This window comes from Enterobacter sp. EC_50, from assembly GCF_019584525.1.
GTDB classification, from domain to species: Bacteria; Pseudomonadota; Gammaproteobacteria; order Enterobacterales; family Enterobacteriaceae; genus Enterobacter; species Enterobacter roggenkampii.
Genome location: NZ_VDAF01000001.1, coordinates 42,029 through 57,961, shown reverse-complemented (window position 1 = coordinate 57,961; position 15,933 = coordinate 42,029). Strand labels below are relative to the sequence as shown.

General features: G+C 56.2%; 16 protein-coding genes. 1 reads left to right on the top strand and 15 read right to left on the bottom strand.

Annotation, left to right across the window (positions count from 1 at the left end; all coding sequences use genetic code 11):
* Positions 1-5: 5 nt before the first annotated feature.
* The 7 genes from FHC48_RS00290 to FHC48_RS00260 all read right to left on the bottom strand — a co-directional run bounded on the left by FHC48_RS00290 (position 6) and on the right by FHC48_RS00260 (position 6,080).
* Entirely contained in the window at positions 6-1,196 is a 1,191-nt protein-coding gene (locus FHC48_RS00290; protein ID WP_220418729.1) for a cytochrome c biogenesis protein/redoxin, read from the bottom strand.
* Positions 1,197-1,333: 137 nt separating this feature from the next.
* Positions 1,334-2,635 (bottom strand): ATP-binding protein, encoded by a 1,302-nt coding sequence (locus tag FHC48_RS00285; protein WP_059364028.1) that lies wholly within the window; start codon positions 2,633-2,635, stop codon positions 1,334-1,336.
* Complete coding sequence (locus tag FHC48_RS00280; RefSeq protein ID WP_047748919.1) at positions 2,632-3,372, bottom strand: response regulator; 741 nt, start codon at positions 3,370-3,372, stop codon at positions 2,632-2,634. The genes FHC48_RS00285 and FHC48_RS00280 overlap by 4 nt, the downstream gene beginning before the upstream one ends.
* 44 nt (positions 3,373-3,416) lie before the next feature.
* Positions 3,417-4,412 (bottom strand): alpha/beta fold hydrolase, encoded by a 996-nt coding sequence (locus FHC48_RS00275; protein WP_021242489.1) that lies wholly within the window; start codon positions 4,410-4,412, stop codon positions 3,417-3,419.
* A gap of 145 nt (positions 4,413-4,557) precedes the next feature.
* On the bottom strand, positions 4,558-4,998 hold the full coding sequence (locus tag FHC48_RS00270; RefSeq protein WP_021242490.1) for a GNAT family N-acetyltransferase: 441 nt from the start codon (positions 4,996-4,998) through the stop codon (positions 4,558-4,560).
* A 12-nt stretch (positions 4,999-5,010) separates the two neighbouring features.
* Positions 5,011-5,481, bottom strand: coding sequence for a GNAT family N-acetyltransferase (locus FHC48_RS00265; protein ID WP_008503210.1), 471 nt, complete (start codon positions 5,479-5,481; stop codon positions 5,011-5,013).
* Between the two features lie 11 nt (positions 5,482-5,492).
* Positions 5,493-6,080, bottom strand: a complete 588-nt coding sequence (locus FHC48_RS00260; protein ID WP_059364026.1) for a hypothetical protein — start codon at positions 6,078-6,080, stop codon at positions 5,493-5,495.
* A gap of 426 nt (positions 6,081-6,506) precedes the next feature.
* On the opposite strand from FHC48_RS00260, the gene FHC48_RS00255 reads away from it, so the two are divergent.
* Positions 6,507-7,055 (top strand): GNAT family N-acetyltransferase, encoded by a 549-nt coding sequence (locus tag FHC48_RS00255; protein WP_220420482.1) that lies wholly within the window; start codon positions 6,507-6,509, stop codon positions 7,053-7,055.
* Here the strand turns inward: FHC48_RS00255 and FHC48_RS00250 are convergent.
* The 8 genes from FHC48_RS00250 to FHC48_RS00215 form a co-directional block, all read right to left on the bottom strand.
* Entirely contained in the window at positions 7,043-7,957 is a 915-nt protein-coding gene (locus tag FHC48_RS00250; RefSeq protein WP_220420481.1) for a bestrophin family protein, read from the bottom strand. The genes FHC48_RS00255 and FHC48_RS00250 overlap by 13 nt on opposite strands.
* Positions 7,958-8,156: 199 nt before the next feature.
* Complete coding sequence (locus tag FHC48_RS00245) at positions 8,157-9,608, bottom strand: tagaturonate reductase (RefSeq protein ID WP_059364022.1); 1,452 nt, start codon at positions 9,606-9,608, stop codon at positions 8,157-8,159.
* A gap of 118 nt (positions 9,609-9,726) precedes the next feature.
* Positions 9,727-10,254 (bottom strand): GNAT family N-acetyltransferase, encoded by a 528-nt coding sequence (locus FHC48_RS00240; RefSeq protein ID WP_059364020.1) that lies wholly within the window; start codon positions 10,252-10,254, stop codon positions 9,727-9,729.
* Between the two features lie 82 nt (positions 10,255-10,336).
* Entirely contained in the window at positions 10,337-11,302 is a 966-nt protein-coding gene (locus FHC48_RS00235; protein ID WP_021242497.1) for a sensor domain-containing diguanylate cyclase, read from the bottom strand.
* A gap of 110 nt (positions 11,303-11,412) precedes the next feature.
* The gene (locus tag FHC48_RS00230) at positions 11,413-12,861 is read right to left on the bottom strand and encodes a GGDEF domain-containing protein (protein ID WP_021242498.1); all 1,449 of its coding nucleotides are present in this window, start codon (positions 12,859-12,861) and stop codon (positions 11,413-11,415) included.
* A 113-nt stretch (positions 12,862-12,974) separates the two neighbouring features.
* Positions 12,975-13,331, bottom strand: coding sequence for a DUF4186 domain-containing protein (locus FHC48_RS00225; RefSeq protein WP_021242499.1), 357 nt, complete (start codon positions 13,329-13,331; stop codon positions 12,975-12,977).
* Positions 13,331-14,257 (bottom strand): glutaminase B, encoded by a 927-nt coding sequence (glsB, locus tag FHC48_RS00220; RefSeq protein WP_008503201.1) that lies wholly within the window; start codon positions 14,255-14,257, stop codon positions 13,331-13,333. Before glsB ends, FHC48_RS00225 begins: the two co-directional genes overlap by 1 nt.
* Before the next feature lie 62 nt (positions 14,258-14,319).
* Complete coding sequence (locus FHC48_RS00215) at positions 14,320-15,909, bottom strand: methyl-accepting chemotaxis protein (protein ID WP_021242500.1); 1,590 nt, start codon at positions 15,907-15,909, stop codon at positions 14,320-14,322.
* Positions 15,910-15,933 lie beyond the last annotated feature (24 nt).

Here is a 15,933-nt window from a genome sequence, read left to right as displayed (position 1 = left end):
TCCGATTATGAGCGGGCTTCTTTGAGCAGCTGCTGGATAACCTTTTCCTGTTGCTCATAGTCACCTTCGCCAAAGGCGGTATAGCGCAGCTGCCCTTTGGCATCAAAATAGTAATGTGCTGGCCAGTACTGATTGCCGAACGCATTCCAGATTTGATAGTTGTTATCCGTCACCACCCGATACGGCAGTTGCCATTTCTTCACCGCATTTTTAACCGACGACAGCGGTTTCTCCCAGGGATATTCCGGGGTGTGAACGCCAATCACCACCAGACCTTGCGGCTGGTACTTTGTGGCCCACTCCCGCACATGGGGGAGCGTATGCTGGCAATTAATGCAGTCCCACGTCCAGAAATCAATCAGTACAACCTTTCCACGTAACGATTCAGACGTGACAGTGTCACCGTTTATCCACCCTGTTCCACCGCTTAGCGAAGGCAGCTGGCTGCTGGGCTCTGTCATGACTACCGGCTGGAGCTTCACCGGCGCGGTGGCAGGTTTCGCCAGATTCAAGAGCGCCGTCTCAAGACGGTCCGCGACGCCGTTTGCCCCTTTCAGTAGCGAAGTCATCCCCGTCGCGTTCAGGACGACTGCGGCTAACATCGCCACCCCCGCACCCTGACGCAACTTCGCCATTAGCGCCGATTTTGCTCTCAGTGGTGCCATCAGCGAGCGTCCGCCGAACACGAGTAGACCCAGCATCAGCGCGCATCCGCTGCCATAGGCGGCAAGCAGTGCGCCTGTGGCGATGGCCGAATGCCCCGCAATATTAATGCTGAAAATCGCGCCCAGAATAGGCCCGGCGCAGGGAGACCAGAGCAGCCCAACCGCTAGCCCGGCCAGAAAAGCCGATGCCATTCCGCGCGTTTGCCCGCTACGGCTGTTGAGAACATTTCCCGCGATGACGGCCGGTCCCGCAATACGCTGGGCGAAAGACGGGAAAATCAAGGCCAGCGCGGCGGTGGCCAGAATGACGAGCGCGATCCAGCGCCCGACAATGGTTGCCTCTGTTATCCACTCGCTGGCGACGGTGACGACCATTGCCACCAGGGTGAACATCACGATCATCCCCGCAAGCAGGGCCAGAATATGCCGACGCTGCCCCTGGAAACCGGCGAACAGGAGTGGAATAACCGGGAGCGTACATGGGCTGAGCAGGCTTATCATCCCGCCCAGAAAAGCGATTACCAGAAACATAGTGACCTCACATGACATGTCCTGCGACACTGCAGTGAGGCTATTTCATCGTGCGGATGTGTTCAGGGTATGTGTAAACGCGTGGGTTTTGTCTGGCTCTGTATCGCCCAGGCCGGGAGATACAAAGCCGTACAATTCTACGAACGACGCGGTAGCGTAATGGCGACATCCAGTCCGCCCCCGGCGCGGTTCGCCAGCCTGAGTTTTCCTTCCAGCTGTGCGGTCAGCTGCGCGGCAATCGCCAGGCCGAGTCCTGTCCCGCCGGTATCGCGGTTACGCGAGGTTTCAACCCGATAAAACGGCTGCAGAACCGCCTCCAGCTCGGCTTCGGGGATTCCCGGTCCGTCGTCCATAATGTGAATAATGACCTCGCTGTCCGACGAAACGTCTATCGCAATCGCAGCACGCTCGCCGAATTTGAGGGCGTTATCCAGCAGGTTGGTCATCACCCGGCGAAGCGCCTGCGGCCGCGTGACGATGGGCAAGCGGGTTTCGCTTGCCGGAAAGTGCACGTTTTTACCGATGTCCTGATAATCGCAGGCGATGCTGTTGATCCAGGCGTTCAGCTCCAGCTTCAGTGACGTCTCCTCCAGTGATTCCGATGACCGGGCATACGCAATGCCCTCCCGCACCAGACGAGACATATTATCAAGGTCGTTCAGGAGCTTGTCGCGAAGTTCAGGCTCTCCGGTCATTTCGACGCGCAGCTTCATGCGGGTAATGGGCGTCTGGAGATCGTGAGAAATCGAGGCCAGGATCTGCGCGCGTTCCCGGAGATAAGACTGTATGCGCGCCTGCATGGCGTTGAAGGCATGCGCTGCCCGCTGCACCTCAAGCGGCCCTTTTTCCGTCATAGGCGTGCTGGCCGCCGGATCCAGCGCATCCACCGCGCGGGTAAAGTGTGAAAAAGGCCGTACCACCTGCCGCACGGCGATCCAGGCGCAGACGGCCAGTACGAGCAGCTGCAGGATGAGGACGACCGGTAGCCAGCTGGCGACGGGCGGCATGCGCGGGATCAGGTCAATGGTCAGCGGTGCGCCATCACGTAACGTAAGGTGGGCCTGAATATGTGAAATGGCGCCAGGAACGGCGGTAAAGCGAAGCGGGTAATGCGCGGCCAGCGTCGCTTTTAAGGTTCTGATGGCGTCCTGCGAACGCTTATCCGTCGGCGCTGCGCCGGGTTCCCCTGTGCCCAGGATATAACGATAGTTACCTCGTTCAAGCCGCGGCAGCCAGGCGGCGCGTTCGCTGGCCGGTAAGCGGTCTAAAATGGCGACGCTGGTTGCGACATCGTTTTCCAGATTACCGAGCATCACCGTGCGGGCGCTGTGCATGCGTTCAACCATGACCAGCGTCAGGCTCAGGGCGTTAGCCAGCAGCAGACCGGCCAGCACGACGAGCAGCAAACGGGCCAGCAGCGAGCGCGGCCAGATCGTCATTCGTTAACCTCTTTGATGGTCACCGGCATCGTAAAGACGTAGCCTTCGCTGCGCACGGTTTTGATATAGGCGGGCGTGCGGGCATCTTCATTGAGACGCTGGCGAACCCGGCTAACCAGCAGGTCGATTGAGCGTTCAAACAGCTCGGCGTCTCGCCCCTGCGTCAGGTTGAGCAATTGGTCTCGGGTCAGCACGCGCTGCGGATGGTCAAGGAAAACGCGCAGCAGACGATACTCCGCTCCGCTGAGCGCGACGATCACCCCTTCCGGGTCGATTAAGTGGCGAGCGACGGTATCGAGCTGCCATTCACCGAACATCACCAGACGCCCTGCTTCCGTCACCTGTAAATTGGGCGGCATCGCGCGAAAACGCCGTAAAATCGCTTTAATGCGCGCCAGCAGTTCACGCGCGACAAACGGCTTCACGACGTAATCATCCGCCCCCATTTCCAGACCCAGGATCCTGTCCGTCTCCTCGTTACGCGCGGTCAGCATCAGAATGGGCAAATCTTTATACTTCCCGACGCGCAGCTCTCGACACAGCGTAAGGCCGTCGTCACCGGGCATCATGATATCCAGCACTACCAGGTCGATATGCTGTTTATCCAGCACGGCACGCATCTCTTTGCCGTTCGCCGCGCCGGAGGCGCGATAACCGGACTTAATGAGATAATCGACAATCAGTTCACGAATATCCCTGTCGTCATCGACGACAAGGATATGGTCAATATGTTCCACCGAACTCTCCAGACCGAAGGGTAACGTACTGAAAATAGCACATTTCACAGCTTGTCCGCGTCGATAACCGCCTTAACGAAATCCTGCGGATCTTCCTGAGGCGGATTGTGCCCCACGGTTGCGCCGAAGGTGCGGTGCTCATATTTGCCGGTAAATTTAGCTGCATAGGCCTGCGGTGCCGGATGCGGCGCGCCGTTGTTGCCGCCTTCGATGGTGATCGTTGGTACGGTGATATTCGGTAGCGTGGCCAGTTTTTGCTCGTAGCGGTCGTATTTGCGCTCGCCTTTTTCCAGCCCTAAACGCCAGCGATAGTTACTGAGCGTCACCGCGACGTGGTCCGGGTTATCGAGGGATTTGGCGCTGGCGTTAAAGACCGCGTCGCTGAATTTCCAGTCAGGCGAGGCCTGCGACCAGATTAAGCGCGCAAAGTCATGCGTGTTTTTGGCATAGCCTTCCGCACCGCGCTCTGTCGCAAAATAGAATTGATACCACCACTGCTGCTCTGCTTTTGGCGGCAGCGGCTGTTTCCCAATCTGCTGGCTGCTGATGAGATACCCGCTCACCGACACCAGTGATTTTACGCGCTCTGGCCACAGCGCCGCGACGATATCCGCCGTCCGGGCGCCCCAGTCATAGCCTGCAAATACCGCCTGCCTGATATTCAGGGCATCCATCAGATTAACGATATCTTTCGCCATCGCCGAGGGCTGGCCATTGCGCGGTGTGTTTGCTGACAGGAAGCGCGTGGTACCGTAGCCGCGCAGAGACGGCACAATGACCCGGTACCCTTTTGCCGCCAGAGCCGGTGCAACCTCGGCGTAGCTGTGAATATCGTAGGGCCAGCCGTGCAATAAAATAACCGGCTGACCGTCCTTCGGACCAATGTCGACATAACCGACGTTCAGATCGCCAGCGTTAATTTGCTGGGGATGATCAAAGGCGGCCGCGAAATTCGTGCCGGTGGCTTCCGCCTGACAGGACATCACGGTGCCAAGCGAAACGGTCAGTGCGAGGGTTGAGTAAGCAAGTTTGCTGAACATGTTGGTATCTCCGGTTGAGTACAATTCACGGGGATATCACAACACCTCAATGTATAGCGGATATGTGCGAAAGCGGGTTTATTGCAAGCCTGTGTATGTATCCGGGACGCTGATACAGTGTGATACAAACACAGGCCTTGAAGTCTTAGAGGGAGAGACGGTAGCGGACGTAGTCGTCAGCTTCACCATATTTGTCATAAAGTTTACGCGCCGGGTTGTTCTCCCGGGTGACCCAGTACAGTTTCGACCACCCTTCGCGCTTGCCTTCCTCAATCAGAGCGTCAATGAGCGCCTTACCGGCCCCCGCCCCGCGTTCGGCAGCATCAACAAACAGATCTTCCAGGTAGCAGATGGGCGCGGTTGACCAGGTGCCTTCGTGCAGAACACACATTGCGAAACCGATGATCTTTTCGTCCTTCTCCACGACCCGGCAGAACATCGATGAATGCGCTGAGAGCGCCCTTTCCCACGTCGCTGCGGTGACGGATTCCTCGAGGTAGCAATCATAAAAATGGGTATAGCCGTCCCACAGCGGTCGCCATTGGGAATAGTCGTCTTTGCATAGAGGTCGTACCGTAACAGCCATGTTTTCCTCACATTACAGAGTAATCGCCATTTCAAAACAGCGTAAATCAGCCCCCGCCATACGCGAGTGATGATAGTTTTCGCGCAGCGTCACAAACCCCAGCTTCTGATAAAACGACTGGGCGTTAGGCGTTGCATCAAGCGTCAGGCGGGTTATCCCCCGGCTACGGGCCTCATGTTTGAGGGCCTCGATAATCCGGGTCGCCATGCCTTTGCCGGAGGCTGCGGGCAAGGTGAAAATCGCCTCCAGGCAATGGGTATCCAGATCGAGGTAGCCGGTTGCCGCAACATCGCCCTTTTCATCTTCAACCACGTAAAAAGGGTATTCAATGACCATTTGCCGATAGCGTTCGGGCATCAGATCGGGCGTCCAGCGCGCAATGACCTCAGCGTCGTAACTGGTTGTACAGCCGTGACGAATCGCCTGATTGCGTATATTCCAGAGTGTTTCGGCTTCCTGTGGCGTGGCTTTTCGTAATGTCATAACCTCCCCCTTTAACGGCTTTTTAGCCGCATTTCCCGTGCCAATCTGGCAAGACGCTGAGTACGACAATAGAGCGTAAACAGAACAAAGCCGCTGCCGTTCATCACCACCCGACAAAGTAACAGCGCGAAAGATGCAATGACGTGTGGCCAGAGGCTTCCATCATGAGAAAGCATGACATGTAGAACCTGAACGAGGGTCGTTATCAGCAGGATGATGAACAACGCCATAAAGCCCGACAATCCCGACGTCTTTCCACGAGCCAGTAGTAAGCTTGTCACAATGAGCGCGCCTGTCATCGTCAATGATGGTAAGAAAAAGCTCAATGCATGATGTAAAGGTGACAAACCCTGCAACGTGCTGAGAAAAGGCAAAAGGTTTAGCGCAAACGCCACTAAAAACAGAGGTAACAGCATAGCTACCGGGTAAGGATTTTGACGCGGAAGCTCGCAGAGGGGTCGCGAAAAATACCGTTCCAGCTCGGGAGTGGAATTATCCAGAAGGCGGGTATTACGACGAGCAATAGCCTCCTCTATATCTTTACCATGTTGCAGGAGATCCTGGAAAACCCGTCCGGTTAACAAACTCAAAAACTTCATCAGAATACCGCCAGTGACTGAATGGTACCGATAATGTATTTACCGGTCCGTGGTAAGTTACTGGGCGCTGCAATAACGCCGCTCACCGCACTTCCTGCCAATGCTGCGGCACTTGTTACCACTTGCCCAAGTTGTCGAGTGAGTTCTACCCCAGTGCTTTGAAATCGAAATCTGCAGCCCCTAAACCTGCCATTCGCGCATAATCATAACCGGGGAGATTGGTCTCAGGATTCATTCCAGGCAAAACCATACATTATTCCTTATGTGGGTAGGTAAGTTAGCCCAACTAATCTGATGGTAGTCGAACGCTCAGCAGAGCAAACTTTTGGTAGTAAATACGTTACAACGCAACTAAACAGAACGTCATATAGATGAAAATACCAGAACGCAAACAAAAGCATAACGCCTAAATAGGGAGATCCGCGCATGACGATACCGACGCTCATGACAGAACGCTTACTGCTAAAACCGCTGGTTGCCGAAGATGCCGTCCAGATACAAACGCTGTATCCGCGCTGGGAGATCGTCCGCTATATGGTCTCTTCCGTCCCCTGGCCCTACCCGGATAACGGCGCAGAAAACTATGTCAATAACGTGGCGCTGCCGGATGTGGCGAAAGGGATTGCCTGGTTCTGGAGCATCCGGCGACGTGAGGTGCCGGATGAATTGATGGGCATTATTTGCCTGTACGACGTCGAGGATAACAACCGCGGGTTCTGGCTCGCGCCGGAATTTCAGGGGCACGGATATATGCGCGAAGCCAGCATTGCGGCGACGGATTACTGGTTCAACACGCTAAACAAATCCGTTTTGCGGGCCCCGAAGGCCGCCGCCAACAGCCGCTCCCGTCGTATTTCGGACAGTAGCGGCATGCGGCTTATCAGAACGGAGAAGAAAGCCTACGTCAGCGGGATGCTGGACTCCGAGCTGTGGGAGATTACCCGCGACGAGTGGAACGCCCGTCAGGCCAGCTGATAGTGCTTATCCGGCATCAGCCTGTCCGGAATGTTCTCTTCATCGTTCATCTGCAGCAGATCGCGTTCCATCATGTTGCAGATGGCGTCCAGCGGCAGGTCGTTATCTTCTGTGCCAAACGGGTCTTCCAGCTCTTCCGCCAGGGTGTCCAGCGAAATAAAGGTATAAGAAATCAGCGCAGAGACAAAGGGCGTCATGTAGTGCAGGTCCACAACCAGCGCGAACGGCAGCATGATGCAGAACAGATATACCGTGCGGTGCAAAATCAGCGTGTAGGCAAACGGCACCGGCGTGGTCGCAATGCGCTCGCAGCCGGAAAGGACGATAGACATGTCGTTCAGACGGTTGTTCAGGCTATGGAACAGAATGTCTGAGAGTTGCCCGTTTCGCCGCCGCACGGCCAGCCATTCCCCCATGATCAGCAAAATACGGTTCGCCGGTGAGTTGGCGTCCATGACTTTACGTAAATCCTCCGCAGCAAGATAACGAGAGAGCTGCTCAGCGTTCAGTTCCCGGCGCAAGGTCATGCGCAGACAGTTGGCGAAAGCAATCTGCAGACGGACAAATTCGCCGAGGTGCTTATCGTCGGGTAAGGTGTTTTTTACCTCGCGAAACAGCGAGCGTGCCGCTATCATCAACTGCCCCCAGAGCAGCCTCGCCTCAACGTAGCGTGAATAACAGGCGTTGTTTCTGAAACCCAGAAAGATAGCGATCGCCACGCCGAGAATGCTGAATGGCGCCACGGTAAATTTGATACCGAGCGAGGTATACCACGGTAACATCAGGATAACGGCGATAGAGAGCAGGAAGTTGAGCAGCAATCGGGTATAGATCTTGGGAAGTACCGAACCGTGCCAGACAAAAATCAGTTGTAGCCAGTGCTGTTTAGGACGAACGATCATAGTGAGTTTCAGGCAAGAAAAGAGCGAGGCTATTAAACGTGATCCCCGTCACCGTTGCAAGCTTGTTAACGGGACATTGCATTTTCTCCCCTGATTAGCGAAATTCGCACGGTGCTGCATGTGCTTTTTAAAAACAAAGCACATAGTATGTTGTAACTAAATGGGCCTATTCAAACCCGGCCGAAGCCGGGTGAATGCATTAGCAAAGCGGTTTAACCGCGGCGCGCATGCCCTTAAGCAGAATGGCATCCAGATCCAGCGTGACCTGGTCGACAAGACCGCTTACCTGCGTCAAGTCCCGCTCCCAGTGGTCGCGTACGCTGAGCACCGACTGCACCAGTTCACGGGTGCTAAGCTGCCGATCGCGGTGCTGCGCCCACAGCTGCTGATAACGTTCCAGCCAGCGTGCATCATCCTGCACCGGATAGCTCTCCCCGTTACGCTCCGCGCGATAAAACGCGATCAATGCGGCCAGAGCAAACGTCAGGCGAGCCGGTAATTGCCCCGTCGCCTTCTGCCCTGCCAGCAGCTGCGGCAGGATGCGGGTACGGTATTTGGTCATACCGTTAAGCGCGATGGAGAGCAGCTGGTGTCTGATGTAGGGATTACGAAAACGTCCTGTCACCGCACTGGCGAACGATTCCAGCTCGTTACGCGGCAAATCGAGGACCGGGATGATCTCCTGATAAATCGCTTTTTCGACGAACGCGCAGATCTTCGCATCATTCATCGCCTCGCCTACCGTATCCAGCCCGGCCTGGAAGGCGACCGGCACCAGCGCCGTGTGCGCGCCGTTCAGAATGGCCACCTTGCGTTCTTTGTAAGGCCTGATGTCATCGACAATCAGCACGTTTAACGGGTACTTATCCAGACGAAGTTCGTGCGCAAGAGATGCCGGCCCCTGAATCACAAACAGATAAAAATGTTCGGCCGTGTCGAGGAACCCATCGTGATAACCCAGTTCAGCCTCCAGTGCGGCCGCTTCATCGCGGGGATAGCCTGTCACGATACGGTCAACCAGCGTCGAGCAGAAGCTGTTGGCGTCGTTGAGCCACTGAATAAAGGCAGCAGGCAGCGCCCACTCCTGCGCATAGCGCAAGACGAGTTCACGCAGTGCGTCACCGTTGTAGTCAATCAGCTCGCAGGGAATGATGATCCAGCCCTTGTCAGCCGCACCGTTGAAGTGGCTAAAGCGCTCAAACAGCAGACGCGTCAGCTTCGCCGGATAGCTCACCGCAGGGGCATCGTCGACGCTGTCACCCGCGTGGTAGCTGATACCCGCTTCGGTGGTGTTCGAGAATACAAACCGCATATCGGGATTGTGAGCCAGTTTCAGAAATGCGCCATAGTCGTCATAGACGCTGATTTCCCGGTTAACGGAGCGGATCAGCCGGGCCTCGCTCACCGCCTCGCCCTGCTCATTCAGGCCACGAACGATCGTGGTGTACAACCCATCCTGGGTACTTAACGACGGCGGGAAGTCGCTCTGAATCGGGCGAACGATTACCACGCCAGCGTCAAGATCGGTATGTTCGTTTAACAGGTCAATTTGCCAGTCGACAAACGCACGCAGGAAATTGCCTTCACCAAACTGAATGATGCGTTCTGGATAGTGCGCACCGGGAAAATCACGACGGTTGAGCGTGTTCACAAGGGGGTTCCTTTTATGATTAGTCATACAGCCTGATAAGATTGGTGCGATAACTTATCAAAACTTAACGACCAGAAACCCTGTTTTGATCAATCCGCGGTGCGGTTGTGCAAAATAATTATAAGAACTTATAAAACACAGAGGTGGCGGTCATGGCGCCGTCAGGCATCAGCGCGTAGCGCGGGATCTCACCAACCTTTTGCCAGCCGGCACGCAGGTAGAAGGTTTCGGCCCCGCTGCCGGTGGAGGTATCGAGCACCAGCACAGAAATGTCTCTGGCCCGGGCCTCAGCCTCCAGCGCTTCCATTAACGCCATTGCGGCCCCTTTTCGACGCGCTTTTTCATGCACCAGCAGCTTCGCCACATCCGCCCGGTGCGGCTGGTTTTCCGGCTGGTCTGCGATCAGCTGCACCGTTCCAATGACCCCGTCCTGCGCATCGACGCAGGCAAGCACCAGCCGCTCGCCTCGTGCGACGCTTTCGGCAATACCGCGCCAGAAAGTACGGGCCTTGTCGAGGCTAAAAGGGAGCATAAAGCTGACGGATGCCCCGCCGTTTACGCAGTTTTCGAGGATCCCGGCCAGCGCATCAAGATGGATGAGGATCTCTTCCCGGGTGAGGGTTTTGATTTGCAGTGAGGTATTCATTGTTTTTCCTTACGTTGAATACGCTCACTTTGGGTTTAACAACTTATTAACGCAAGCGGTTCGGACATAGGCTTTTATTATGTCACCGGGCCCGCTGGCGCTGCTGCTTCATGGCATACATCTTTTCATCGGCATCTTTTAACCACTGCTGCAGGTCGTTGCCGTTATGATCGAATTCACTGAGCCCCCATGAGAAGTGTAGCGACCACGGGTGAAGCTTGCGGGCGTTATAGCTTTCCACCTGCTCGGCGAGATACTGCATGGCTATCCAGGCGCCCTGCTCGTCGGTATCCGCGAACAGCACCGCGAACTCATCCCCGCCAAAACGCACCAGCATATCGGCCTCACGGAAAGCGCTGCGCATCAGCTGCGCCATAACTTTAAGCGCCTTATCGCCCTCTTCATGCCCGTAGCGATCGTTAATCTCCTTAAAGCGATCCAAATCCAGCCAGCCGAGCGTCAGCGGCTCCGCCCGGCGTCGGGCAACGGAAAGCGTGAATCTCACGAGCTGATTAAAGCCGCGACGGTTGAATAAGCCGGTTAACTCATCCGTGGTCGCCGCGCTGATGGCGGCAAACTCATCTTCTGCCAGCGCGCCCAGGTCTCCCAGCACGGCAAGATCGGCCGCCGAGAACTCACGGGGGGCGTAATCAATCAGACACAGCGAGCCCACGCTGGCGCCGTCACGCAGGCGCAGCGGGAAGCCCGCATAAAAACGCACGCGAGGTTCACCCGCCACCAGCGGATTATCCGCAAAACGATCGTCCTGCAGCATATCCCCTACCACCAGCGGTGCTTCGGTGAGGATCGTATGGCCACAAAACGAGATATTACGCGGAACGGTGTCAGGCGCCTTGCCATCGGCCGACTTCACGATTAGCGAGTGCTCATCAATGAGGTTGACCATTGCCAGCGGCACCTGGAAGAAGCGCTTCGCCAGACGCGTAAGCCGGTCAAACGCCGGGGAACTGTCGATCTCAAGCAGACCTGATTCGCGCAGCGAGTTCAGTCTGTCTGTTTCATTTTCAGGGGTTGCAGGTGCTTTCATAATGTCTCCTGACGTAAAGCGTTACTCAAAGCGTAGCTTAAACAGTGACATTGTCAGTGTTCTGACAGTCTGTTAAGCCACTTGCTATTCACGTCAATGCCTTATGACGATTAACGCAGCTCTGTTTCATGCCCGGTGGCGGCAGTAATATGCTCGTCCGCGACCCGGGCGCTGGTACGATTTCGACCCGCTTTTTTTGAACGATAGAGGTGATCGTCCGCTTCGGTCATGAGTTTGTTGAAGACCTCGGTCAACTGCCATGCCTCCGCCTTCCCGCTTCCAAGGCCAATACTGACCGTCAGAGAGAGCGTTTGCTGACGCCATGTAAAAGGATGGTTAGCGACGGTAGTTCTGATACGTTCCGCCAGTTCATAACCGTGTCGAGCGTCGCCAGAGTTGACCACCACCGCGAACTCTTCCCCGCCCATACGCGCGACCATCCCGTCTTCACCGACCACCTGCTGAACCTGCCGGGCGAATGACGCCAGCACGCGGTCGCCACACTCGTGGCCGTAGTTATCGTTGATGCTTTTGAAGTAATCGATATCCAGCAGCATAACGGTCAGGAAACGCGAATGGCGGTGCGTCTCTTCGTGTTTTAACGCCTCATAAAGTCCGGAACGCGAATAAACCTGCGTTAAAAAGTCATAATCCGCCCGCAGGGAAACCTGACGGATCAGAGAATTAATGGCTGCCATGCTGACGGAAACCAGCACCGGACAGATCGCCATCGTGGCAATACCCAGCCGGGCAGAAAACATCATTGGGGTGGTCAGCGGTGTCGCCACGGCAATATTAATCACCGAGTTGGCGACCAGAATAATTTCAATGGCGCCCGTGACAAACGTCAGCAAGCAGGTCACAGGCAATGGGTAGCGTACCGCACACCAGATAAGCGCAGGCAGTGGAAAAGAGAGGCTCCCCGCGCCGCCAATCACGACTGACGCGACCACCGAGACGATCAGCGCAATAACCGGTAATAGCTGCTCCAGACGTAACCTGAATTCGCGCACGGGCATGCCTATCGTGAGCATACACGGCACAACAAGCACGCCGGTTGAGAACTGCTCGCTAAACCAGTCGGCAAAGAGCGGCCAGAAGGTGTGGCTGTCAATCCCGACCGACCCTACCGCGCCGAGCAGTGCGCACAGCAGCGCAGCAATCAGGCAGTAGTTGAACAGGCGTAATGCGTTAAGCGGATCCGGGGTTTTCTTCATCAGCCGCCTGTCACGCTGAATCAGCACGGCGACCACGACGATAAAGACCATGTTAGACAGGTTGATCACCACGGAGGCTATCCCCCAGTTGGTCGTCACCGCGTCGTACATCAGCATGGCGACATAGGATACCGCGTAGTAATGCAGGCGATTCAGAAAAACATAGCGGGCAAAGATCCCTGCCATCACGCCGTTGAGGGGCCAGAACAGCGACAAAGCCTCCACGAGACGTAATTCCGCACCCACAAAATAGAACAAAGTGGTGAGGATAAAGATCGTCGATGCATTTCGCAGCGGCGTGTCAGGCTGGAACGGCCTGAAAGCGGTAAGAGCAGAACGCATTAAATTTCATTCCATATGAAAGCTTATGGCAGTTATTGCGGTCGTCAGCACGATCGGCGCTCACTTAGGATGAATCTATAACACAAATATAACGGGATCATAACTCGTCAAATTTAGGCGTTCATCTGGAGCACCAGCCAGTGGTGAATCACGCTGACGATATACTGCTGCTGCTGCGCGGTGAGCTGAACACCGTGAGGAATATTATGCCATTTCGCCAGACAGCCCCGACAACAGGTGGCGGTGGCATGCTGGGCGATAAATACCGGGTGACCGCGCATGGGCGTCTGTTTGCCGTCATTCGCGGGTTGTGCAGGGGCAAGGCGCTTTTCGACAAAATCAGCGGCATGCTGATCAATGGTATCGGGGCCTTTGTCCCAGCAATACTGCCGTTCCTTATCGCCTAAGCGGAAGCGCGAGCGAAACGTCGATCGCGCCAGACGGGAAAAAAGGGGATCCAGGTCAGACATCAGTAAACGGAACGTCCCATACGCTGGGTCAGTTTCTCCAGAACCGCGACACCGGCAAGGGAATTTCCCGTTTCATCCAGCTCGGGGCTCCAGACCGCAATCGCCATTTCATGCGGTACAATCGCCACCACTCCGCCGCCCACCCCCGACTTGGCCGGGAGGCCAACGCGCCAGGCAAACTCGCCGGCGTTTTGATACATCCCGCTGGTTGCCATCAGCGCGTTGACCTGGCGCGCCTGCAGAGGAGAAACCACCTCCTGATCGAGGTGCGGCGCGTGCCCCTGATGCGCAAGGAACAGGAACGTCTGAGCCAGCTCAACACAGCTCATTTTCAGGGCGCAGTAGTGGAAATAGTTTTGCAGGACGGTCGCCACGTCGTTATGGAAGTTGCCGAAGGATTTCATCAGCCACGCGATGGCCGCGTTACGGGCAGAGTGTTCGAACTCCGAGCGGGCCACCACCGGATCGTAGGCAATGTCGTCAACCCCCGAGAGCTGGCGTACTATCTCCAGCATTCGCTGACGCGGCGCGCTGAGGCGGCTCTGCAGCATATCGCAGACCACCAGCGCCCCGGCGTTGATAAAGGGATTTCGCGGTTTACCCTGCTCGATTTCAAGCTGAAGCAGCGAGTTAAAAGGCTGGCCGGACGGATCTTTACCCACGCGCTGCCAGATTTCGTCTTCTTCATACTGGCGCATCGCCGCAACCAGACTGAGCACTTTCGAAATGGACTGAATGGAAAAACGTTCTGTTGCATCCCCTGCCTGGAATCGCTGTCCGTCGATGGTGCAGATAGCAATACCCAGCTTATTCCCGCTGACCGAGGCAAGGGCCGGAATATAGTCGGCAACCTTCCCCTTTCCAATTAACGGACGAACCTGCGCCAGAATCTCGTCCAACATCTCATTATGGATGACCGCAGCCACACTTTGCTCCTTGCCCTCAGGCTAAAACGGGCTGCGAGTATAACAGAGGCTTATGTATTGCGTCAGGCGCTAAGACGAAAACGCGAAACGGCCTGCAATAAAAGATCGGATTGCTTTTGCAGCCGCTCAGAGGCCTCCGAGGCGTCAGAGACCAGCAGGTCCGTCTGACGGGAGACCTGGTTCAGCGCCTGAAGCTGACGCGTCATCAGGTGAATACGCTCTCCCTGACTGAGTGTGGCGGTGGAGATCTCATTCAGCAAACTGCTCAAATTGCCCACCAGACCGGTGACCTGCTGCAAATTCTCTTCCATCAGGGTGACGGCACGGGAACCGTCTTCGATACCCTGCAGTGAACGGTTGATCAGCTCCTGAATGGTCTGCGTCGAGTGGCTGCTCTTTCTGGCCAGGAGTCCAACCTCGCGGGCGACGACGGCAAACCCGCGCCCCTGATTTCCGGCATGGGCGGCCTCAATGGCGGCATTCAGCGCCAGGATGTTCGTCTGAAACGCCACGCTGTCGATCATCGCCACGATCCCGCGCATCTCAGACGATCGGTCGACGATCGCCTGCATAGACGCGTTTACGGTCGACATCATCTGGTCGCCGCCCACGGCTGCCTGGCGTGCTTCATCGGCCCGGGAGCTGGCGAGTCTGGCATAGCCGGTATTCCCTTCCACGTGGCTTTCCAGCGCCGCAATATGCGCCGTCACATCCTCAAGCTCTTTCGCCTGACGTGCCGACTGCTGATACAGCTTCTGGTTACCCTGCGCCAGAGAGTCAATGTTCTCCACCATGGTAGCCGTGGCGTGGCTGACCTGCGTCACCAGCTGCTGCAGGCCGTGCTGCATCGTGGCAATGCTGTCGCTAAGCTGCCCTATCTCCCGGTTGAAGCGCATGACGTTCGGCGGCGTGCCGGAGAGATCCCCTGCTGCCAGCCGGTTGATATGCGCGATGAGCCGACGCAGCGGCGTAATCACCCATCGGGACATACCGAACCAGACGACAGCGGCAATGGCGACTAACAGCAACGGGGCAAACAGGAATAACGTTTGCAGGTCAGAAAGCTGCGCCATGAGGCTCTGACGCCCCTGCATGGCCTGCTTCTCGCTTGCCTGCTGGTAGCGCGCATAGTTGTCGTTAAAATCGGTCTGAAAAGCCTGCGCCGGGACGGCAAAAAAAGCGTCGATGGTATTGGTTTTGACCAGACCTTCCGCCTGCTCTTTGATCGCGCCGTAGAAGAGCTGATAGCTGTTTACCAGGGCGTCGTCTTTCGGTGGATTCAGCGCCAGCCAGGCCTTCCACGCCTGCTGAGACACCGTCAGCGCCTTTTGCGCGTCATCCATCAGGCTGTGCCAGCTTCCGTCGGATCCGGTCTCTTTATCCTGCATAAACCATACCCCGGAGCGGTTAAGGAGATCGCTTGCCGCCAGCAGAGAGACGCGGGCCAGATCCAGCTTGCTCTGCTGCTGCCACGCCAGCAGGTTTTGCTGCTCGTTGCGCTGGGCTTCGTTCAGGGAGGCGTTAAGCAGGAATGACGAGGAGAGCTGCAGCGCGGAGAAAAGGCCAATAATGCAAAAGATCCCTGTCAGCAGGCCAAAGTGACGGGGAGTGAGACGCTGCGCAATACGGCGAAAAATTTGCGTTAGGTTCATAATTAGCTTCATTTACAAGGCGTT